The following is a 20,228-nucleotide window of genomic DNA, read 5'->3' on the forward strand; positions in this document are numbered from 1 at the left end:
CTTTGACTCGAATCGACCGGCGGTGGACAATGTAACCGCTTCGCGCCTCGCCAGATCACGTAGTTTCATTTCCAGGAAATCGAACGTTTGAACGCAACCCTGATCCGGCATGCTGTGCACATCGCAGCGATCCTCGGCCTCTACCTGTCGGTGGCGATGCTCGTGCCGGCGATGGTCGACCTCTATTACGGCCATCGCGATTGGCAGATCTTTGCTGTATCCGCCTTCATGATCGGCGGCCTTTCGGCAGCGACGTTCATGGCGACGCGCATGGGACCGCCGCCGTTTTCGAAGAAGTTCGGCTTTCTGCTGGTCAACCTGCTCTGGGCGGTATTTTCAGTCGTCGGCGCCATCCCGCTGTGGCTGTCTTCATTGAAGCTCGACTTCGCGCAGGCGCTGTTCGAATCCGTCTCCGCCATCACGACAACCGGATCGACCGTCATCGTCGGGCTCGACGATGCGCCGCCGGGACTGCTCGTCTGGCGCTCGCTCTTGTGCTGGCTCGGCGGCATCGGCATCGTCGTCCTTGGCCTGTTCATCATCCCCTATCTCCGGGTTGGCGGCATGTCGTTCTTCAAGATGGAATCCTCCGATACGAGCGACAAGCCGTTCGCTCGCGTCGCAAGCTTCAGCCGCGCATTCCTTCTCATCTATATCTCGATCACGGTTCTCTGCACGATCGGGTACAACATGACGGGCATGAACCGGTTCGACGCGATCAATCATGCGATGTCGACGGTGGCGACGGGCGGTTTCTCGACGCATGATGCGTCATTCGGCTATTTCGGCAGTATCCCGCTGCTCTGGACGGCGACCTTCTTCATGGCGCTCTGCAGCCTGCCGTTCTCGATCCTGATCGTGCTTGTCGTGCGCGGCCGCCTCGACGCGCTTCGCGACCCGCAGATCATCGTCTTCCTCGGCTATCTCTCGGCCTTCTCGATCGCCGTGGCGATCTATCATCGCCTCGTCAGTGGCGTCGAGTTTCACCTGGCGCTTGCACATTCCTTCTTCAACATCACCTCGATCCTTTCGACCAGCGGCTATGCGAGCGAGGACTACAGCCTGTGGGGTCCCTTCGTGGTGATGGTCGCTTTCATCGCAACCTTCATGGGCGGCTGTTCCGGATCGACTGCCGGCGGCATCAAGGCCTATCGCTTCGTGGTGCTCTTCAACGCCATCCGCTCGGGCCTCAACAAGCTCATCTACCCCAATGCGATCTATGCCGTACGTTACGGTAACAACACTGTTGATGCCGATACGCAGCGCGCGATCTTCCTGTTCTTCACCACCTATATCCTGCTGTGGGTGCTGGGCAGCCTCGGCATGGGCGCGCTCGGCTATGATTTCATAACCGCGACCTCAGCGGTCATCACCTGCCTTTCCAATGTCGGTCCCGGCCTCGGCAGTCTCATTGGCCCGGCGGGCAACTTCTCGACACTCCAGGACCCGGAGCTTTATCTCCTGTCGCTGATGATGTTGCTGGGTCGTCTGGAAGTGCTGACCGTTCTGGTGATTCTGACGCCGATCTTCTGGAAACATTGACCATTGCCGCGCCGGCCCTATCGTCTTGACTCGATGCGGCAAATGCCGAAAGTCGCATCCAAGGGACAAAGGGGAACGTCATGGCGAAACATCGGTCACTGCTGGCGGTGCTAACCGCCGCAAGCATGCTCTGCATAAGCGTCGAGGCAAAGGCCGGGCCGCTCGTCGACGCCGCGACCAAGGCGGAACAATTGGCGACCTCCGGCGACCCGGCCAAAGCACGGGAACTCCTGCGGCAAGCGGTCGGTGATTTTTCGCAAACCCTGCCGTTCTCCATCGGCAAGGCCGTCTTCATCACCAAGGAACCGGCTGGCTATGCCATGTACGAGCCCAAGGACGGGACCGTCTTCAAGACCGGGGAAGCGCTCGTATCCTACGTCGAACCGGTCGGCCTCACCTGGAAGGACGCGGCCACCAAGGGCAAGTTGGAAACGCACTTCACCGTCGATTTCGACATCCTCAATCCCAAGGGCGATATCCTTGCCGGGCAGAAGGCATTTGGCGACTTCACCTTCACCGGTTACCTCAAGAACCAGGAGATCTATTCGACCCTGACGATCGACGTTTCCGGGGCTCCGGTCGGTGACTACGTGCTGCGCTTCCATTTCAACGATATCAACAGCGGCAAGACAGCGACGATCGATCAGCCGTTCAAGATAGCCGGACCGTGAGACAATGCCTGACATGATTACGACGATCGGCTTCGATGCCGATGATACGCTTTGGCAAAACGAACAGTTCTATCGCCTGACCGAGGCGCGCTTCGCCGAACTGCTCAAGGACCATGCCGACACGGAAAGCCTGCCCGCACGGCTGCTGGCCGCCGAAAAGCGCAACCTCGGCCTGTACGGTTTTGGCATCAAGGGCTTCGTGCTGTCGATGGTGGAGACCGCTGTCGACGTGACGGACGGGCGCGTCCCGTCATCGGTGATCGCAGAAATCCTTGCGGCCGGACGCGAGATGCTGGTCCACCCGGTCGAGCCGCTGCCACATGTCAAGGAAACGCTCGAGACGCTTCATGGCACCTTCCGGTTGGTGATGATTACCAAGGGCGACCTCTTCGACCAGGAGCGCAAGCTCGCCGCCTCTGGATTGGGCGATTACTTCAACGCCGTCGAAATCGTCAGCGACAAAACGGCCGCCACATACGATCGCATCTTCACACGCCACGGCGACGGCCCGGCGAAAAGCCTGATGGTCGGCAACTCGTTGAAGTCCGACATCGTCCCTGCCCTCGAGGCCGGCAGTTGGGGCATCTATGTGCCGCATGCCCTCACCTGGGCATTCGAGCATCACGACAAACCCGACAGCCATCCGCGCTTCCGCGAGATCGCCGATCTCGGTGGTCTGTCGGATGCACTGCAAACGTTGCCCGACGACAGCGCCGCGCGTCTAAATAAGACGCGCTAAGGTCGCTGTAGCCCTTTGAATTGCTGCCTGTTTTTATCCTTAAATCGAATAGGATTTAAGGAACCATGCAGTAGGGCTCTCGCCTGGACCAGAGCGGCTTTGACATCGTAAGTTGCGATGACGAGGCTTGTGGTCCTGCGCTTTAGGGCGACCCGAAAAGAGCTATGAAATCCGAACGAATCGGAGAAAGCTGCGGGAAACCGAAAGGCACGTTGAGGGAGAAACAGTTTGGCGGAGCTATTCGGGGCCACTGTCGCCATGGCGTTCACCAGCATGCTGATCGGGTGGATTGTCAGGAAGCTTTCCTCCACGGGCGTCTTTGCATCTCGCCTTGTCGGCTTGGCAATAATGCTGTTCATCGCACCGCCGATCTACATTTTCGCGTCAGGCGGCCCGTATTTCCAGGCATTCTTCGCCTATAGCCTTGGAGCACTGCTTGCTGGCGCGATCTTCTATTGTCTGCGCCAGAAGGAAAAGGACGCATAAACTCCGCCCGATCCAAAGCGCCTTCCGCTTTGCGGCCGTCGAAATAGCCCGGTCCACGGCCCGGCAGCGGGCCCGAAATTGCAATGCAGAGCGTATGTGCGCGTGCAGACGACCGGGTATCGCAGAGACGCTGGCAGCCATCGCACCGCTCGCGGAATCGGCCAGATCTGTGTTATGTGCCGCCATCAATCGAAATCGAGGTGATCGACATGGCCGAAAATTGGGAAAAGCCCGTAGCTTTGGCCCTGGAGGGACCGGAGAAATACACGACCATTACGAACACGACCGAAGCGTCCTGGGCGATGATCGAGGACTGGCCGCTCGAAGACAGCGCGCTGCTGACACTGGCACTCGATACGTGTGCTGCCGTGATCGAGGGCAAGCAACCGGCAGAGGCCGCCCGCAAAGCCTTCATCGATGCTGCGCGCGAAGCGGGCATTCCCGTCCGGGAGTAACCTTGCGCCCCGGGATAGAGCCCGGCTTACCCCTGTTACAAATGTACCTAAAGCGACGCGCGTCTTATTAGACGCGCAAGGTCGCTGTAGCACTTTGAATTACTGCAGGTTTCCTTAAATCGAATACGATTTAAGGAAAGTAGGTCGCCCTCCGGTGGATCGGCACTACCGGCTTCAAAGGCAAATTGGTCGCGCCCAATATAAAGCGACGCCTAAAACATGCCGAACGAGGCGCGAACATCCACAGTACGAACCCGGCCTACCCTTCCCCAATAACCCATTTGAGGGAGGAACAATTGGTGAAAGCGCCGGCAGCGGCTGAGGTCGTCCGGCTGCTCCAAACTCACCGTGAGGCTCACGCTATCGGCCAGCAAGAACGCGACAATCAAGTTTGGATGCAGAACCGCTTCGCCTTCGGACGATCCGCAACAATAAAGACTTCTGAAGACGCCATTTTTCGTTTCTCGACAGCCATTCGACAGCTGCCGTTCAGCTTCAATTAAGCCTAACTCCCAAATAGTGGGGACGATCATAAATCGAGGAAATCTGTGGTGGCGCTTCCCGGACCGGCTTTCATTCTCGCTCTCGTCGCCTTCATCGTCGTGGTACCTCTTGCGGCCAAGAAGGCTGAAGAGGGCCGGATTTACAGCCACAGCATCGCCACGAACTTCTAAACTGACGCCGCAGGTCTGCAACACGCCCCGGCGCACATCTCCTAAAGCTTGCCGTAACCATTCCTAGGTTTCGCCACCTCGACCGCGGTCGAAATACGGCATCTGCCGTATGTCACTGATCTCCCTGCCGATCTACGCCAAGGTTCCCCGTTTGCTAACCGTAGTGCGCCGGGTTCGAACCAAGGAGACTATCAATGAAGATCATCATTGCCGCAGTGGCATCGCTCGCGTTTGCCGGCTCGGCCTTCGCCGCTGTGTCGTCCGCGCCTGTCGAAAAGCAGACAGCCGTCAAGACCCACATCGGTCTTGAACTGGCCTATGGCCGGAATCGCATGAACGCTATAAGTCGTGATGGACCTCCAGCCTCGGAAAAAAAGGCACAGGATAAACGTGGGGCTGCATCGAGTAACGGTAAGTCTTTTTACAACGGCAACTGAATTTTAGGAAAGGGCGGCCTCGGTCGCCCTGATTTCCGGATATTTTCACCCATGGTCGGGCGCACGCCCTTGGCGTATTTGCCCTGGCCCGAAACCCTATGTAGCGCATCGAACACCGGCGCGCGTTCCGCGGGCGTTGTTTCAAACCAGTGAGGGCAACACGGGCACATGAACTGGGCAACGAAAAATCCGCTGTTAGCCCTTCCAAAACGATAACGCCCAAGGTACTGAAAACGCCCAGTGCGGGCGTGGCGAAACTGGTAGACGCAAGAGACTTAAAATCTCTCGGCCTCGGCTGTGCGGGTTCGATCCCCGCCGCCCGCACCAGATGGCTGTTGCGGAAAGTGCTTCACGCGCAACACAGCGCGCCTACCCGCTCACCGGATGGCCCTACGTAAGTCCGCCTTTAGTTGGTGTGCCGCTTAGTGGTAGTAGAAGCAATCGCATTCGGCCCGCTGAGCATCATCGTGCCAGACCCTGACCGCCAGTTTCGTGCAGGCTCCCTTGTCCTCTAACCGCAGGCCAAGCAGGGAAACCGCTGCCGCCTTAGGGTTGAGTGCATCGACTTCAATTGCCGACCCTACCTGTTGCACGCCATTGCGGGCGGTCCAGGTGAAGATCTGAACGCTGTAGTGTTGCATTGAAAATCCTCCGCTATGCAGATGCAGTGGACGCAATACTCTTGCAGAAGCTTACGTGGAACGGACCGATCAAATTGTCCGAAAAGTCTGTCAACCGTCTTCGACGGTTGCCTCGGGTCGGTCACCGCCATCGGTATGCTCGAAGTGCCAGTCGCCTTTTTCGTCCTGGAAACTGATATCCTCGTCGTCGCCGCCGACCTGCTGTTCAGCCGCTGCGGCCTTGGCGGCCGCCAGCGCCATTTCTCGGCTGGGAAAGGGTTCCGAAAAAGCGTCGGCTGCCTTGTAGGCCCAACCGCCGTCGTGGGGAACGATGGAGTACGTGATGCGCGCCATGCTTCTCTCCCTGCACTCCGAAAGGCAATCCCGCCTTTCGCGGGCCGTTACCGCCCGGCCCAATATTCCTCCTCGTCAATGGCATTCTCATGCCGAACGGGGCGGATATTAACACAGGAATAGGCCGATAGGCCACTTTCGCGAATCAGAATGTGACAGGCCGTGCAACAACGAAAAAGCGGCCCTTTGCGGGGGCCGCTTTCCTTGTGATCTTTCAAGTCTTTTCCGTGGCTTAGGCTGACAGCTTCGTCGCAATCTTGGCGACATGCGCACCCTGATAGCGAGCGGCATCGAGCTCGACCGCCGAAGGCTGGCGCGCGCCGTCAGCGCCGGTGATGGTCGAAGCGCCGTAGGGCGAACCGCCCTTGATCTCTTCAAGACCCATCTGTCCCTGGAAGGCATAGGGAAGGCCGACGACGACCATGCCGTGGTGCATCAGGGTCGGAATGAAGCCGAGAATGGTTGTTTCCTGGCCGCCATGCTGCGTTGCCGATGACGTGAAGGCCGAGCCTACCTTGCCGACCAGCTTGCCCTGCGCCCAGAGAGACCCGGTCTGGTCGATGAAGTTGCGCATCTGCGAGGCAACGGTGCCGTAGCGTGTGCCGGCGCCAAAGATGATGGCGTCATAGTCCGCCAGTTCGTCGATAGTTGCGATCGGTGCGGCCTGATCCACCTTGTAGTACGATGCCTTGGCAACGTCTTCCGAGACCAGTTCGGGAACGCGCTTGACGACGACGTCGGCACCTGCCGATTTGGCGCCTTCCGCAACCGCGTTGGCCATCGTTTCGATGTGTCCATATGCCGAATAGTAGAGAACGAGAACCTTGGCCATAAATGCTCCTTTGGATTCAGGCAATTCCGCTTGATTACCGTCGCCTGCAGGATTTATCAAAATGCGTCCGGTTGCCAGGAGCCGTACGGTCAACAGAGCGTCCTCAATTCTCGAACAATCACCTGATGCTACTGAACAATCATCTCACATAAGCAGGATCGCCAATGAGCAGCCCTAAGATCGTTACTGCCGCCATGGTCGCCATTGGCGACGAGCTGCTGTCCGGCAGGACCAAGGACAAGAACATCGGCCATCTCGCCGACATGATGACGATGGTCGGGATCGATCTGCGCGAGGTCCGCATCGTTCCCGACGAGGAAGCCTCGATCGTCGACGCCATCAACGCCGTGCGCGAGCGCTATGACTACGTCTTTACGTCTGGTGGGATCGGGCCGACCCATGACGACATCACGGCCGACGCGGTCTCGAAGGCTTTCGCTGTAGACTGCATCTATGACGAACGAGCCATGACACTGCTCGGCGCGATGTACGAACGCCGCGGCATGGAATTCTCGGACGCGCGCAAGCGCATGGCGCGCATGCCGGAGGGTTCCCGATTGATCCCCAACCCGGTCTCCACCGCACCGGGCTTTGCCATTGGCAACGTGCACGTGATGGCCGGCGTGCCACAGGTGTTCCAGGCGATGCTCGACGCGATCATGCCGGATCTGCAGACCGGTACGCCGTTGCTCTCGCAATCGGTCCGCTCGCCCTATGGGGAAGGCGACATCGGCACGCCGCTGACCGAAGTGCAGAAGAACCATCCGGAGACGAGCATCGGCTCCTACCCCAAATTCGACGGCAAGGTCTTCTCCACCGACATCGTCGTGCGGGCGCGCGATCCGCAGGCTTTGTCGGCGGCCGCTGCCGATGTGCAGGCAATGATCGATACGATCACCGCCTCCCGCGCCAAAGTCTGACGGCCGGCGGGAGGAGCCGGCAGATGTGGAAGGATGCGAAGCTCTTGCGCACCGGCCGTCATTGCCGCTATTGCATGTCGGCAAATCAGGATGAAGCGTCAGCGCCTGCCCGATCTGCCGGATGCTTCGCCTTTACCTCGTCCAGACAAGCCGGAGCCCAGAAATGTCCCTGCCCGATAAAGCCTTCCCCGTTTCCTGGGATCAGTTCCACCGCGACGCGCGCGCGCTTGCCTGGCGGCTGGCCGACCAGGGGCAGGAATGGCGTGCCATGGTCTGCATCACGCGCGGCGGACTCGTGCCGGCGGCCATTATCTGCCGTGAGCTCAATATCCGCATGATCGAGACGGTGTGCATCGCTTCCTACCACGACTACGACACGCAGGGACAGATGAAGGTGCTGAAGGGCATCGCGCCTGAGATTGCCAAGGATGGCGGCGAAGGCGTGCTGATCATCGACGACCTGACCGATACCGGCAAGACGGCAGCCGAAGTTCGAGCCATGCTGCCGAAGGCACATTTTGCCGCCGTTTACGCCAAGCCCAAGGGCCGGCCGATGGTTGACACGTTCGTGACCGAAGTGAGCCAGGACACCTGGATCTACTTTCCGTGGGATCTGGGCTTCACCTATCAGGAGCCGATCGCCAAGGGAACGCGCGGCTAATAATCAGCTAATGCCAACATGTACGCCCTCGGCTCGCGCCAGCGAACCGAGGGCTTTTTTTACAACGCCGAACGCTTCAGCCAAGCGGCGGGATCGACGTCACCAAGGTTTCGGCCGTCAACCCCGGTCCGGCACGCGCACCGGCAGCACCATGGCGCCAGACACCGGCCGCGGCAGCCTCGAAGGCCGGCATGCCCTGCGCCAGATGCGCACCGACAATGCCTGCGAGAACATCGCCGGATCCCGCCGTTGCCAGTGACGGCGGGGCGTTGGCGTTCACGGCAACCTTCCCATCCGCCCCCGCGATGACGGTATCGGCTCCCTTGTAGACAATTGTGGCGTGGCTGATCCGCGCCGCCGCCTGGGCCTTCTCGATCTTCGACAGCTTTTCGTCGCGAGCGATCTCGGGGAAGAGCCTGGCAAACTCGCCCTCATGCGGAGTCATCACCACCCTGCCGGCCGCAACCGCCAGCCGCTCGAACAATTCTGACCTGCGCTCCTGAAACGACGTGATGCCGTCCGCATCGAGAACCAGCGCGCGGTCGCAAAGTTGTAGCGCAAAGTCGCACGCTCGGTCGCCAACGCCGAACCCGGGCCCGAGAACAAAAGCGCCGAGCCTTGTGTCCCGCAACCAATGCTCCAGGTCCTGCCGATCATCGATCTCCCTCAGCATCACCGCCGTCAGTTGTGCCGCATTGATATCAAGAGCCGATTTCGGTGACGCCACCGTCACCAGACCGGCCCCGGCGGCAAGACCGGCCGCTGCCGACAGCCGCGCGGCACCAGTCGCCTGAGCTCCTCCCGAGAAGACAACCAGATGGCCACGGCGGAACTTGTGGGTCGACGCGTCAAGCCTTGACGCCTGATCTGACCAGAGCGCCGGCGTGTTGAGGCGCCAGCCGCCGCCTTGCGCCTGCACGATGCGAGCCGGTATGCCGATATCGACTACGTCAAGCGCGCCGGACAGGGAGCGGCCGGGAAGCAGCAGATGACCCGGCTTCCTCGCCATGAAGGTGATCGTGTGGCTTGCCGCGAATGCCGCCCCCCGGATTTGCCCGGTTCGACCGTCAACGCCGCTCGGCAGGTCGACGGCAATGACGGGCACGCCCTTAGCGTTGATCCTTTCAATTACTTGCACCACCTGTTCCGGCAGATCGCGCGAGAGCCCTGCGCCGAAGAGTGCATCGACGACAACATCTCCAAGATGCGGCACGAGCGAAGCAAGCGGATCTATCGCGCCATCCCACAGTTGCCGTGCACGGTCCGCATCGCCAGAAAGGGCGGCGGCCGGGTCGCCGAAGGCGAAAACGGCAACGTTCGCACCGCACTCGGCAAGCGCTGATGCCGCGACATAGCCGTCGCCACCATTGTTGCCGGGGCCGCACAGCACGACATAGCGTTGTGCCTGCGGAAACAACCTGAGCACTGCGGCAGCCACTGCCAACCCGGCGCTGCGCATCAGCAGGAAGCTGTCGATCCCCGATTGCGCGGCTGCCAGGTCTATAGCCGCCATTTCGGCCGGCGTAATCAACACGTCATGAAGCGAAGAGTGCATGCCTCAGACTTAACGCTCTGCGCCGGCCAACGGCAAGTGGCACGCACAAAATGCTATCTGCTCATCTTTGATGCATCTGCACATATTTATTGCTTAAATAACGTGCTTTGATGCCTTCCACGACCAGACCATCGTCGCAAATCCGAGGACACCGGTGGAAAACTTATAAAAAATAGGCAGACCTCCTGGCGGCAAAGGCATGGAAAGCAGCCACCGCTCGTCACCCAAAAGAAATTTTGCCACTCGGCAATCATTTTGCAGAAAAACTGGCATGCAACGTGCATATTGAGCGGCGAGCGGGCATGATCCTGCTTTAAAGGGAGAAGCGGAGAGACATTTTCTCATGAAAAAGATCGAAGCGATCATAAAACCCTTCAAGCTCGACGAAGTGAAGGAAGCCCTTCAGGAAGTCGGCCTGCAGGGCATTACCGTCACGGAAGCAAAGGGCTTCGGTCGACAGAAGGGTCACACGGAGCTGTATCGCGGCGCCGAATACGTCGTGGACTTCCTGCCGAAGGTAAAGGTCGAAGTGGTGCTGGCGGACGAAAACGCGGAGGCTGTCATCGAGGCAATCCGCAATGCTGCACAAACCGGCCGGATTGGCGACGGAAAGATTTTCGTTTCCAACATTGAGGAAGTCATCCGAATTCGTACCGGCGAAACCGGCCTCGACGCCATCTGATCCTCAGGGGCCACTCGGCCCTGCACTTTTCAAACCTCGTCATCTCACACAGGGAATTACTGACAATGACGACTGCAAGCGATATTCTGAAGCAAATCAAGGACAACGACGTCAAGTTCGTCGACCTGCGCTTTACCGACCCCAAGGGCAAGCTGCAGCATGTAACGATGGATGTCGTCTGCGTCGACGAAGACATGTTCGCCGACGGCGTCATGTTCGACGGTTCCTCGATTGGCGGCTGGAAGGCCATCAACGAGTCCGACATGGTGCTGATGCCCGATCCGGAAACAGCGCATATGGACCCGTTCTTCGCGCAGTCGACGATGGTCATCATCTGCGACATTCTCGATCCGGTTTCGGGCGAAGCCTACAACCGCGACCCGCGCGGCACGGCAAAGAAGGCCGAAGCCTACCTGAAGGCCTCCGGTATCGGCGACACCGTCTTCGTTGGCCCGGAAGCCGAATTCTTCGTCTTCGACGACGTCAAGTACAAGGCCGATCCTTATAACACCGGCTTCAAGCTCGACTCCTCGGAACTGCCGTCCAACGACGACACTGACTACGAGACCGGCAACCTCGGCCACCGTCCGCGCGTCAAGGGCGGCTATTTCCCGGTCCCGCCGATCGACAGCTGCCAGGACATGCGCTCCGAAATGCTGACGGTTCTGTCCGAAATGGGCGTCACCGTCGAAAAGCATCACCATGAGGTGGCCGCTGCGCAGCACGAACTCGGCGTCAAGTTCGATGCTCTGGTTCGCAACGCCGACAAGATGCAGATCTACAAGTACGTCGTGCATCAGGTCGCAAACGCCTATGGCAAGACCGCAACCTTCATGCCGAAGCCGATCTTCGGCGACAACGGCTCGGGCATGCACGTGCACCTGTCGATCTGGAAGGACGGCAAGCCGACCTTCGCAGGCGACGAATATGCCGGCCTGTCGGAAAGCTGCCTCTACTTCATCGGCGGCATCATCAAGCATGCAAAATCGCTGAACGCCTTCACCAACCCGTCGACGAATTCCTACAAGCGTCTCGTCCCCGGCTACGAAGCCCCGGTTCTGCTTGCCTATTCCGCCCGCAACCGCTCGGCATCGTGCCGCATTCCGTTCGGCACCAACCCGAAGGCCAAGCGCGTCGAAGTCCGCTTCCCGGATCCGACCGCCAACCCCTACCTCGCCTTCGCAGCGATGCTGATGGCCGGCCTCGACGGCATCAAGAACAAGCTGCATCCGGGCAAGGCCATGGACAAGGACCTCTATGACCTGCCGCCGAAGGAACTGAAGAAGATCCCGACCGTTTGCGGCTCGCTGCGCGAAGCGCTCGAAAGCCTCGACAAGGATCGCAAGTACCTGACCGCCGGCGGCGTCTTCGACGACGATCAGATCGATTCCTTCATCGAACTGAAGATGCAGGAAGTCATGCGTTACGAAATGACCCCGCACCCGGTTGAGTACGACATGTACTACTCGGTCTAAGACCGACGGGTCGGACGGCGGATGCCGCACCCGGCCCGAAACGACGTGGCAAGCCGGCGGGGTTCAAGGGACCCCGTCGGCTTGTTTTTTAGGGGCAACCTGCCGCGGAGGTGTAAGAAGGCAGGGAAGACGTACACGAAGCCGTGCATGGCACCCTATTGATGTTTTGGGTTTGGCAACCCAGATAATCCCTTGAAAGGATGTGTTGCGTCATGAAACAGAGAAACGCGAAATTCGAGATCGGACAGGTGGTTCGCCATCGGGTTTTCCCGTTCCGCGGCGTCGTCTTCGACGTCGACCCGGAATACGCAAACACCGAGGAATGGTGGAATGCCATCCCGCAGGAGATCCGCCCAAGCAAGGATCAACCCTTCTACCACCTGTTCGCCGAAAACGACGACAGCGAGTATGTCGCCTACGTGTCCGAACAGAACCTGGTTTCCGACGAGAGCGATCGGCCGATACGCCACGCTCAGGTCGACGCCCTGTTCGAGAAGGATGACATCGGGCATTACAAGCCCAAGGTGACGTTCCGCCACTAGCGGCCGATACTGCCGCCTCGCCCAAATGAAAAACGCCCGGATTTCGTCCGGGCGTTTCTTTATTCCTGGCGTGGGCCGAAGCGCTTAGTTCTGCTTGGCCGCCTTCTGGGCGTCTTCAAGCTTCTTGCGCGCGTCTTCAGCCTTCTTCTGCATTTCTTCCTGCAGCAGGCGCTGGCGCTCTTCGAGCTGCGACTGTTCGATCGGCTCGCCGTCGAAAATGCCGGTAAAGCCTTCGAGACCCATCTTGATCGGGTTCGGTGCGCGCTGGAAGTTGACGGAGGTGAAGACCACCTCGTTGCCCTTCTTCAGGCTTGCGATCAGCTGGTCGGACAGCGGGGCTTCAGCCACGCACTTGTCGGGCATGCAGATGGCGTAGTCGAGCTTCACCGGCTTGCCGCCGTCGATCTGCATCTGGACGCCGGTCGGGATCAGTCGCGCTGACGGCACCGAAATCTGCAGGACCTTGCGGTTGACCTTGCCGGTTACGGTGATGAGGCCAACTGCGGTGACGAGCTGACCGTTGTTTGCTGTCAGCAGATTCTGAACGATGCAGACATCGTTGTCTTCCTGCTTGGTGCAGACCTTGAACCAACCCTGCGGGGGCTTGCCACCTGCCTGCTGGGCAGATGCAACGCCCGGAACGCCCGCAGCTGCTACAGAAAGCGCCAGCGTTGCCAGTCCCGCACGTTTGGTGAAGTTCGACTTGAAGATCATTGTGATTCCGTCTCCTGAAATCCGGTAACGGAACAATTCGTTCCGCAGGTGAGTATCGTCAGCCGCCGTTGTCCTGTTGGCCAAATAAGGCAAATGCATGACCCCGTTTCCGGAAACACCTGTTACATTGGCTCGTGCGGTTTATCCAGTGTTTCTTGCTTTTTTTTGACCTCTTGCCCGCCGGAATTTGCGTATAGCTTCGGTTGGAATTGTCGACCGGCATTGGTAACGTGCCGGGAATCGGCCTAATGCCACTTCACTGGAGATAACGTTGCGCACAATTCTTTCCGGTCTGGCCATCCTGCTGGCCGCAACCGCATTCGGTGGCGCCGCGACGGCCGCTCCCGTGCATGCCATCTCAATGCACGGCGAGCCTGCCCTGCCCGCGGACTTCAAAAGTTTCCCCTACGTCAACCCCGATGTAAAGAAGGGCGGCAAGATTTCCTACGGCGTGGTCGGGACCTTCGACAGCGTCAATCCCTTCATCCTGAAGAGCATGCGCACGACAGCGCGCGGCATGTGGGATCCAGAATACGGCAATCTCGTCTACGAATCGCTGATGCAACGCTCCCGCGACGAGCCGTTCACGATGTACGGCTTGCTCGCCCAGACGGTGGAATGGGACGACGACCGGACGTTCATTCAATTTAACATCAACCCGGATGCCCGCTGGGCGGACGGGCAGCCCGTAACGGCTGATGATGTCATCTTCACCTTCGAACTGATGCGCGACAAGGGCCGCGTTCCCTTCAGCAACCGAATGGCGAAGGTGGCGAAACTAGAGAAGGTCGGCGACCTCAGCGTCCGCTTCACCTTCACCGAAGATGCTGACCGCGAGCTGCCGCTGCTGCTCGGGCTTTCTCCGGTTCTGCCGAAACATGCAACCGATGTGGCGACCTTCGACCAGACAACGCTCAAGGCCCCGCTTGGCTCGGGCCCCTATCGCGTTGCTGAAGTCAAGCCGGGCGAACGGATCGTCTATCGCCGCAACCCGGATTATTGGGCCAAGAACCTTCCTTCCAAGGTCGGATTCGACAATTACGACGAGATCTCCGTCGAGTATTTCCTGCAGGAAAATTCCCTCTTCGAAGCCTTCAAGAAGGGCGAAATCGACATCTACCCGGAAGGCAGCGCCACAAAATGGGCGCGCGGCTACGATTTTCCGGCCGTGCGCTCTGGCGATGTCGTCAAGGAGACGTTCACACCGAAGACGCCTTCGGGCATGCTGGGCATCGTCTTCAACACCCGCAAGCCGATGTTCGACAACCTCAAGCTCCGCCAAGGCTTGGCGCTCGTCTTCGACTTCGAGTGGGTCAACAAGAACCTGTTCGACAGCGCATACACCCGCACCCAGAGCTACTGGCAGAACTCGACGCTTTCGTTCCTAGGCGCGGCAGCCGATGACCGCGAACTCGGGCTGATCGGCGATGCGCGCGAACAGATCAACCCGGCGATCCTCGACGGCACCTACCGCCTGCCGGTGACGGATGCCTCCGGCCGCGACCGCAATGTGCTGCGCGTTGCCGTCTCGCTGCTGCGCGAGGCCGGCTATCAGATCAAGGACGGCAAGATGGTCGACGCCAAGGGCGCACCGCTTGCCTTCGAAATCATGAGCCAGAATGCCGGCCAGGAGAAGATCGCCCTTGCCTACCAGCGCTTCCTGGCGCCGCTCGGCATCAAGGCCTCCGTGCGCACGGTCGACGATTCGCAGTATCAGCAACGCAGCCAGTCGTTCGACTACGACGTCATTATCAAGTCCTTCCCGTCCACGCTCTCGCCGGGCATCGAGCAGGTGGGGCGCTGGACCTCGCAGTCGCGCGATCGCCAAGGAAGCGACAACTTTGCCGGCGTTGCCGACAAGGACGTCGACCGGATGGTCGAGAACATCCTGCAGGCCAGAACGACAGAAGATTTCACCGCGGCCGTTCGTGCCCATGACAGGTTGCTGGTCAACAATTCCTACCTCGTGCCGCTCTACCACTTGGATGCCCAGTGGGTTGCACGGCGCAAGCATATTGCCCGGCCGGCCACCGTGCCGCTCTATGGCTACCAGTTGCCCGCCTGGTGGGACGCGAACGCCCAATAAAAGGGTCGCTTCCCTCTACAGCGCCGCGCGTCTTCTCAGACGCGCCAGGGTCGCTGCGGCACTTTGAATTGCTGCATGTTTTATCCTTAAATCGAATGCGATTTAAGGATAAAACATGCAGCAGGAACGCATTGAAAGCCCGATGGAACCGGCTTATCTCGCAGCTTTGTCCAAGAGGAAAGGCATCTCACATCATGCAAACCGTCAGCATCGATATCGTCTCCGACGTCGTCTGCCCGTGGTGCTATCTCGGCAAGGCTAGGCTCGACCAGGCGATCGCCGATGTCGCCTCGGAGTTGCAGGTCGCAGTGCAGTGGCGTCCCTATCAGCTCAATCCCGACCTTCCGCCTGAAGGCGTCGATCACAAGCAGCATCTTGCCGCCAAGCTCGGTGGCCAGGCAGCGGTCGACAAGGCGCATGAGACGTTGAAAGCACTCGGCAATGCCGATGGCATCGCCTTCGATTTCGATGCGGTGAAGATCAGCCCCAATACGCTCGACGCGCACCGGCTCATTCGCTGGGCGGCGACCAATGGCGAAGTGGCGCAATCGGCCGTCGTCAGCCTGCTCTTCAAGGCGAACTTCGAGGACGGCCGCAATGTCGGCGATCAGGCTGTTCTGCTCGATATCGCCGCTGAGGCCGGCCTCGACCGGCCCGTTATCGCAGCGCTCCTCAACTCGGATGCCGACAAGGATGCAGTCAAAGAAGAGATCGGCATGGCACGCGAGATGGGCGTCACCGGCGTCCCCTGCTTCATCCTCGACGGGCAATATGCCGTCATGGGTGCGCAATCGGTCGAAGTGCTCAGCAACGCGCTTCGCGAAATCGCGCAGATGAAGGCTACCGCTTGATTCCCTTAAATCGGAAGCGATTCAAGGAAGTACGCAGAAAAGCTAAAGCAATGGCAAGTCCTCTCGCGCCGCCAAAGGAACAGCGGCGCGAAGGCGATTAAACCTGTTTCGCCAACCCTGCGAGCTGCGTCATCACCATCGCCGCGCCCGAGAGGCGCTTTTCCGGCGTAACCAGCTCGCGCTGGAAGAAGATGCTGTGATCCGGCCTGATCTTCGCCAGCGTGCCCTGCTTGGCGATGTAGCCGACCAGCGCTGCCGGGTTCGGGAATTCCTTGTTGCGGAGCTGCACGACGACGCCCTTCGGGCCGGCATCGAGCTTTTCGACATTGGCCGTGCGGCAGAGCGACTTGATATAGACGATCTTCAGGAGGTGCTGCACCTCGATCGGCAGCGGGCCGAAGCGGTCGATCATCTCCGCGCCGAAACCGTCGATCTCCTTGAGGTCCGTCAGCTCGCCAAGGCGGCGGTAAAGGCCAAGCCGCAGATGCAGATCCGGCACATAATGTTCCGGGATCATCACCGGCGTGCCAACAGAGATTTGCGGCGACCAGCCGGTATCGTGGACCTCTTCCTCACCCTTGAGCTCAGCGACCGCTTCCTCGAGCATCTGCTGATAGAGTTCGAAGCCAACTTCCTTGATATGGCCGGACTGTTCTTCGCCGAGCAGGTTGCCGGCGCCGCGAATGTCGAGGTCGTGGCTTGCCAGCTGGAAGCCGGCGCCGAGCGTGTCCAGCGACTGCAACACCTTCAACCGCCGCTCGGCCGTTGCCGTCAGCGTCTTGTTGACCGGTAGCGTGAACAGCGCGAAGGCGCGCACCTTCGAACGACCGACGCGGCCGCGAAGCTGGTAGAGCTGCGCCAGGCCGAACATGTCGGCACGATGCACGATCAAGGTATTGGCCGTTGGCACATCGAGGCCGGATTCGACGATGGTCGTCGACAGCAGAACGTCATACTGCCCTTCATAGAAGGCGTTCATGATGTCTTCGAGTTCGGTTGCCGGCATCTGGCCGTGGGCGACGGCGACCTTCAGGTCCGGTACATCGGATTTCAGGAAGTCATGGATCTCCGAGAGATCGCTGAGGCGTGGGCAGACATAGAAGCTCTGGCCGCCGCGATAATGCTCGCGCATCAAGGTCTCACGGATCACCAGCGCGTCGAACGGCGAAATGAAGGTGCGCACCGCCATGCGGTCGACAGGCGCCGTGGTAATGAGCGACAGTTCGCGCACCCCGGTCAATGCCAGTTGCAGCGTGCGCGGGATCGGTGTCGCCGACAGCGTCAGCACATGCACGTCCGACTTCAGCTCCTTCAGCCGTTCCTTGTGCTTGACGCCGAAATGCTGCTCCTCGTCGATGATCAGCAAGCCAAGGTTGGCGAAATTGACCGTCGTTCCGAGCAGGGCATGGGTGCCGACCACGACATCGGTCTTGCCATCAGCTACTTCCTTCTTGGTCAGCGCCAGTTCCTTGGAGCCAACAAGGCGCGACGCCTGCTGGATGCGGATCGGCAGGCCGCGAAAACGTTCGGTGAATGTCTTGAAATGCTGCCGCGCAAGCAGCGTCGTCGGCACGACGACAGCAACTTGAACCCCATTCATTGCCGCGATGAAGGCCGCCCGCAGCGCAACCTCCGTCTTGCCAAAGCCGACGTCGCCGCAGACAAGGCGGTCCATCGGCCGCCCGCTGCCAAGATCCTCGCGCACGGCATCGATCGAACTCAGCTGGTCCTCGGTTTCGTCATAGGGGAAGCGCGCGACGAATTCGTCATAGGCTCCATCCTGGGCCACCAGCACGTGCGCATGCCGGGTGTGGCGCTCGGCGGCGATGCGGATGAGACCGCCCGCCATATCGAGCAGACGCTTCTTGAGCTTCGCCTTGCGAGCCTGCCAAGCGACGCCACCGAGCTTGTCGAGAATCGCATCGGTCCCTTCGGACCCGTAGCGGGACAGGAGCTCGATGTTTTCGACCGGGAGAAAGAGCTTGGCGTTGTCGGCATAGACGAGTTCGAGGCAATCGTGCGGCGCGCCGACCGCTTCGATCGTGCGCAGTCCGACGAAACGGCCGATACCGTGTTCGGCGTGCACCACGTAGCTGCCTTCATCAAGGCCCGCGACCTCGGCAATGAAGTCGGCACCGCGCTTGCGCCGCTTGGAGCGGCGGACCATGCGATCGCCGAGAATGTCCTGCTCGCCGATAACAACGAGATCACCCGTTTCAAAACCCGCTTCAAGGCTGAGGACCGCCGCTGCGGCTTCGCCTGACTTCAGCGTGTTGACGTCGGCCAGCGCCTTGATCTGGCGAATATTGCCAAGGCCATGTTCCACGAGAACCTGCAGCAGGCGGTCGAGAGACCCCTCGCTCCAGCCTGATACGACGACCTTGAAGCCTTTGGAGCGCTTCTCAGCGATGTATTTCACCGCCTGGTCGAAGACGTTGACGCGATCGCTCTCCGCCTCGCCTTCGCCGGCGCTCTTTGCCCAGCGCGCACCTTGCCGCGCATCGACGGTGACGACCTGGCGGACCTCGCCTTCCTGCTCGTTGAAGGGCGTGAGCCGGACGGCGCTGCGCTCGACTAGCGCCGCCGTAAATCCTTCCGCGTTCAGATAGAGGAACTCAGGCGGCACCGGCTTGTAGGGCGTGCCCTGAGTGGCCAGCGACCTGCCCGGCGACGCTGCCGTGTGGCGGGCATCGTAGTAGTCGAGAATGAGCTTCGACCGTTCGGCTGCGGCTTCCCGCGCCACATGGTCGGTGACGATGCGAAAGCCTTCGAGATAATCGAAGACGGTCTCGAGGCGATCGTAGAAGAGCGGCAGCCAATGCTCCATGCCGGCGTAACGACGCCCCTCGGAAACGGCCTGGTAGAGCGCATCATCGCGGGTCGTGGCACCGAAGAGCGACAGATATTGCTTGCGGAAATGGCTGATGGTTTCCGGCGTCAGCGACACCTCGCTCATCGGGTTGAGGTCGAGGGAGCGGACCTGGCCGGTCGTGCGCTGGCTGGCCGGATCGAAGGAGCGGATGGTTTCGAGCGTGTCGCCGAAGAAATCGAGCCGCAGCGGATCGCCACTGCCGGGAACGAAGACGTCGAGAATGCCGCCGCGCACGGCATATTCGCCGACTTCGCGAACGGTCGCCACGCGCTCGAAGCCGTTGCGTTCCAGACGCGCCGCGACATCGTCCATGCGCACCTGGTTGCCGGGACGCGCGGAGAAAGCGAGGCTTTCGATCACATCCTGCGGCGAAATCTTCTGCAGCGCGGCATTGACCGTCACCAGCACGATCGCCGCATGCGGCTTCTTGCGGTGGGCGATCAGAGCGCTGAGGGCCGCAAGCCTGCGCGCCGAGGTATCGGCACTCGGAGATACCCGGTCATAGGGAAGGCAGTCCCACCCAGGCAGGGTCAGGACCGGTATATCGGGGGCAACGAACCCGAGGACCTGCTCCAGGTCGGCTATGCGCTGGCCATCGGAAAGAATGTAGGCGATCGGCGCACCGGCGCGGGCCAGATCGGCAAGCACCAGCGCTTCGGCGCCGGATGGAACCGGGCCAATCGTGACTTCACGGGTCGCGGCGACAATCTTCTTCGGGTCAAGGCCAGCCAGCATCGATCTACTTCATCTCTTCGGGGAGCCGCTCGAAATTGGGGCGGTAGGCCGCGATGCGCGTAAACATCGGCGTCTGGTAGCGTTCGGGCACCGGCTTTTCGCCGATGATCCACCTAACGAGATCGTTGTCTTCCTCGCCCATGATGATCTCAAGCTCGTCCAGTTCAATGTCGGACAAGGCGGAAAGCTCGGCTTCTGCAAACTGCCCGAGGATCAGGTCCATTTCGCGTATGCCGCGATGCCAGGCACGAAACAGGATCCGGCGGCGACGCGGATCGAGATCGGCGCTGGTGCGTGAAATGCCAGTCATGGAGATTCCTTCCTG

Annotated in this window: 22 protein-coding genes and 1 tRNA gene; 16 read left to right on the forward strand and 7 right to left on the reverse strand. The window is 60.1% G+C overall.

The features are described 5' to 3' along the window. Positions 1–87: 87 nt before the first annotated feature. The 9 genes from ASD03_RS13220 to ASD03_RS13255 all read left to right on the forward strand — a co-directional run bounded on the left by ASD03_RS13220 (position 88) and on the right by ASD03_RS13255 (position 5,331). Complete coding sequence (locus ASD03_RS13220) at positions 88–1,542, forward strand: TrkH family potassium uptake protein (protein WP_025427029.1); 1,455 nt, start codon at positions 88–90, stop codon at positions 1,540–1,542. An 80-nt stretch (positions 1,543–1,622) separates the two neighbouring features. Continuing rightward, entirely contained in the window at positions 1,623–2,213 is a 591-nt protein-coding gene (locus ASD03_RS13225; RefSeq protein ID WP_025427028.1) for a hypothetical protein, read from the forward strand. Between the two features lie 4 nt (positions 2,214–2,217). Next, a complete protein-coding gene (locus ASD03_RS13230) occupies positions 2,218–2,952 on the forward strand; it encodes an HAD family hydrolase (protein WP_057210396.1) in 735 nt (244 codons plus the stop codon). A 228-nt stretch (positions 2,953–3,180) separates the two neighbouring features. Continuing rightward, a complete protein-coding gene (locus ASD03_RS13235) occupies positions 3,181–3,438 on the forward strand; it encodes a hypothetical protein (RefSeq protein ID WP_025427026.1) in 258 nt (85 codons plus the stop codon). 209 nt (positions 3,439–3,647) lie between these two features. Continuing rightward, positions 3,648–3,893 carry a DUF982 domain-containing protein gene (locus tag ASD03_RS13240; RefSeq protein WP_025427025.1) on the forward strand — a complete coding sequence of 82 codons (246 nt, stop codon included), beginning with the start codon at positions 3,648–3,650 and terminating at the stop codon, positions 3,891–3,893. A gap of 296 nt (positions 3,894–4,189) precedes the next feature. Further along, positions 4,190–4,396, forward strand: a complete 207-nt coding sequence (locus ASD03_RS13245; RefSeq protein ID WP_025427024.1) for a hypothetical protein — start codon at positions 4,190–4,192, stop codon at positions 4,394–4,396. Positions 4,397–4,444: 48 nt separating this feature from the next. Then, a complete protein-coding gene (locus ASD03_RS41100) occupies positions 4,445–4,567 on the forward strand; it encodes a hypothetical protein (protein WP_255569942.1) in 123 nt (40 codons plus the stop codon). A gap of 194 nt (positions 4,568–4,761) precedes the next feature. Next, positions 4,762–5,004 (forward strand): hypothetical protein, encoded by a 243-nt coding sequence (locus tag ASD03_RS13250; RefSeq protein WP_025427023.1) that lies wholly within the window; start codon positions 4,762–4,764, stop codon positions 5,002–5,004. A 242-nt stretch (positions 5,005–5,246) separates the two neighbouring features. Continuing rightward, positions 5,247–5,331, forward strand: a tRNA-Leu gene (locus ASD03_RS13255). Positions 5,332–5,426: 95 nt separating this feature from the next. Here ASD03_RS13255 and ASD03_RS13260 read toward each other — a convergent pair. From ASD03_RS13260 to wrbA, 3 genes are all read right to left on the reverse strand, one after another. Beyond that, a complete protein-coding gene (locus ASD03_RS13260) occupies positions 5,427–5,645 on the reverse strand; it encodes a hypothetical protein (protein WP_025427022.1) in 219 nt (72 codons plus the stop codon). A 90-nt stretch (positions 5,646–5,735) separates the two neighbouring features. After that, positions 5,736–5,978: a DUF2188 domain-containing protein gene (locus ASD03_RS13265; RefSeq protein ID WP_025427021.1), complete on the reverse strand. Its 243-nt coding sequence runs from the start codon at positions 5,976–5,978 to the stop codon at positions 5,736–5,738. Between the two features lie 232 nt (positions 5,979–6,210). Beyond that, the gene (gene wrbA, locus ASD03_RS13270) at positions 6,211–6,810 is read right to left on the reverse strand and encodes an NAD(P)H:quinone oxidoreductase (RefSeq protein WP_025427020.1); all 600 of its coding nucleotides are present in this window, start codon (positions 6,808–6,810) and stop codon (positions 6,211–6,213) included. Positions 6,811–6,974: 164 nt separating this feature from the next. Here wrbA and ASD03_RS13275 point away from each other — a divergent pair, with 164 nt between their 5' ends. Together ASD03_RS13275 and gpt are read left to right on the forward strand one after the other, a co-directional pair. Further along, positions 6,975–7,730 carry a competence/damage-inducible protein A gene (locus ASD03_RS13275; protein ID WP_025427019.1) on the forward strand — a complete coding sequence of 252 codons (756 nt, stop codon included), beginning with the start codon at positions 6,975–6,977 and terminating at the stop codon, positions 7,728–7,730. Between the two features lie 163 nt (positions 7,731–7,893). Continuing rightward, positions 7,894–8,391, forward strand: a complete 498-nt coding sequence (gpt, locus tag ASD03_RS13280) for a xanthine phosphoribosyltransferase (protein ID WP_025427018.1) — start codon at positions 7,894–7,896, stop codon at positions 8,389–8,391. Between the two features lie 76 nt (positions 8,392–8,467). On the opposite strand, the gene ASD03_RS13285 is transcribed toward gpt, so the two are convergent. Then, a complete protein-coding gene (locus ASD03_RS13285; protein ID WP_057209392.1) occupies positions 8,468–9,946 on the reverse strand; it encodes a bifunctional ADP-dependent NAD(P)H-hydrate dehydratase/NAD(P)H-hydrate epimerase in 1,479 nt (492 codons plus the stop codon). A gap of 343 nt (positions 9,947–10,289) precedes the next feature. On the opposite strand from ASD03_RS13285, the gene ASD03_RS13290 reads away from it, so the two are divergent. The 3 genes from ASD03_RS13290 to hspQ all read left to right on the forward strand — a co-directional run bounded on the left by ASD03_RS13290 (position 10,290) and on the right by hspQ (position 12,645). Further along, positions 10,290–10,628 (forward strand): P-II family nitrogen regulator, encoded by a 339-nt coding sequence (locus ASD03_RS13290; RefSeq protein ID WP_025427016.1) that lies wholly within the window; start codon positions 10,290–10,292, stop codon positions 10,626–10,628. A gap of 65 nt (positions 10,629–10,693) precedes the next feature. Next, complete coding sequence (gene glnA, locus ASD03_RS13295; protein ID WP_025427015.1) at positions 10,694–12,103, forward strand: type I glutamate--ammonia ligase; 1,410 nt, start codon at positions 10,694–10,696, stop codon at positions 12,101–12,103. 212 nt (positions 12,104–12,315) lie between these two features. Continuing rightward, on the forward strand, positions 12,316–12,645 hold the full coding sequence (gene hspQ / locus ASD03_RS13300; RefSeq protein WP_025427014.1) for a heat shock protein HspQ: 330 nt from the start codon (positions 12,316–12,318) through the stop codon (positions 12,643–12,645). 84 nt (positions 12,646–12,729) lie between these two features. Here hspQ and ASD03_RS13305 read toward each other — a convergent pair whose 3' ends face one another. Continuing rightward, on the reverse strand, positions 12,730–13,359 hold the full coding sequence (locus ASD03_RS13305) for an invasion associated locus B family protein (RefSeq protein WP_057209395.1): 630 nt from the start codon (positions 13,357–13,359) through the stop codon (positions 12,730–12,732). Between the two features lie 271 nt (positions 13,360–13,630). On the opposite strand from ASD03_RS13305, the gene ASD03_RS13310 reads away from it, so the two are divergent. Both ASD03_RS13310 and ASD03_RS13315 read left to right on the forward strand, forming a co-directional pair. After that, positions 13,631–15,445: an extracellular solute-binding protein gene (locus ASD03_RS13310; protein ID WP_025427012.1), complete on the forward strand. Its 1,815-nt coding sequence runs from the start codon at positions 13,631–13,633 to the stop codon at positions 15,443–15,445. Positions 15,446–15,639: 194 nt separating this feature from the next. After that, positions 15,640–16,296 carry a DsbA family oxidoreductase gene (locus tag ASD03_RS13315; protein WP_025427011.1) on the forward strand — a complete coding sequence of 219 codons (657 nt, stop codon included), beginning with the start codon at positions 15,640–15,642 and terminating at the stop codon, positions 16,294–16,296. Between the two features lie 97 nt (positions 16,297–16,393). On the opposite strand, the gene mfd is transcribed toward ASD03_RS13315, so the two are convergent. Together mfd and ASD03_RS13325 are read right to left on the reverse strand one after the other, a co-directional pair. Beyond that, a complete protein-coding gene (gene mfd, locus ASD03_RS13320; RefSeq protein WP_057209398.1) occupies positions 16,394–19,903 on the reverse strand; it encodes a transcription-repair coupling factor in 3,510 nt (1,169 codons plus the stop codon). Positions 19,904–19,907: 4 nt separating this feature from the next. Beyond that, positions 19,908–20,213 (reverse strand): succinate dehydrogenase assembly factor 2, encoded by a 306-nt coding sequence (locus ASD03_RS13325; protein ID WP_025427009.1) that lies wholly within the window; start codon positions 20,211–20,213, stop codon positions 19,908–19,910. Positions 20,214–20,228: the final 15 nt, after the last annotated feature.

Origin of the sequence: Ensifer sp. Root127, from assembly GCF_001425225.1 — a bacterium.
In the GTDB taxonomy this organism is placed as follows: Bacteria; Pseudomonadota; Alphaproteobacteria; order Rhizobiales; family Rhizobiaceae; genus Ensifer; species Ensifer canadensis.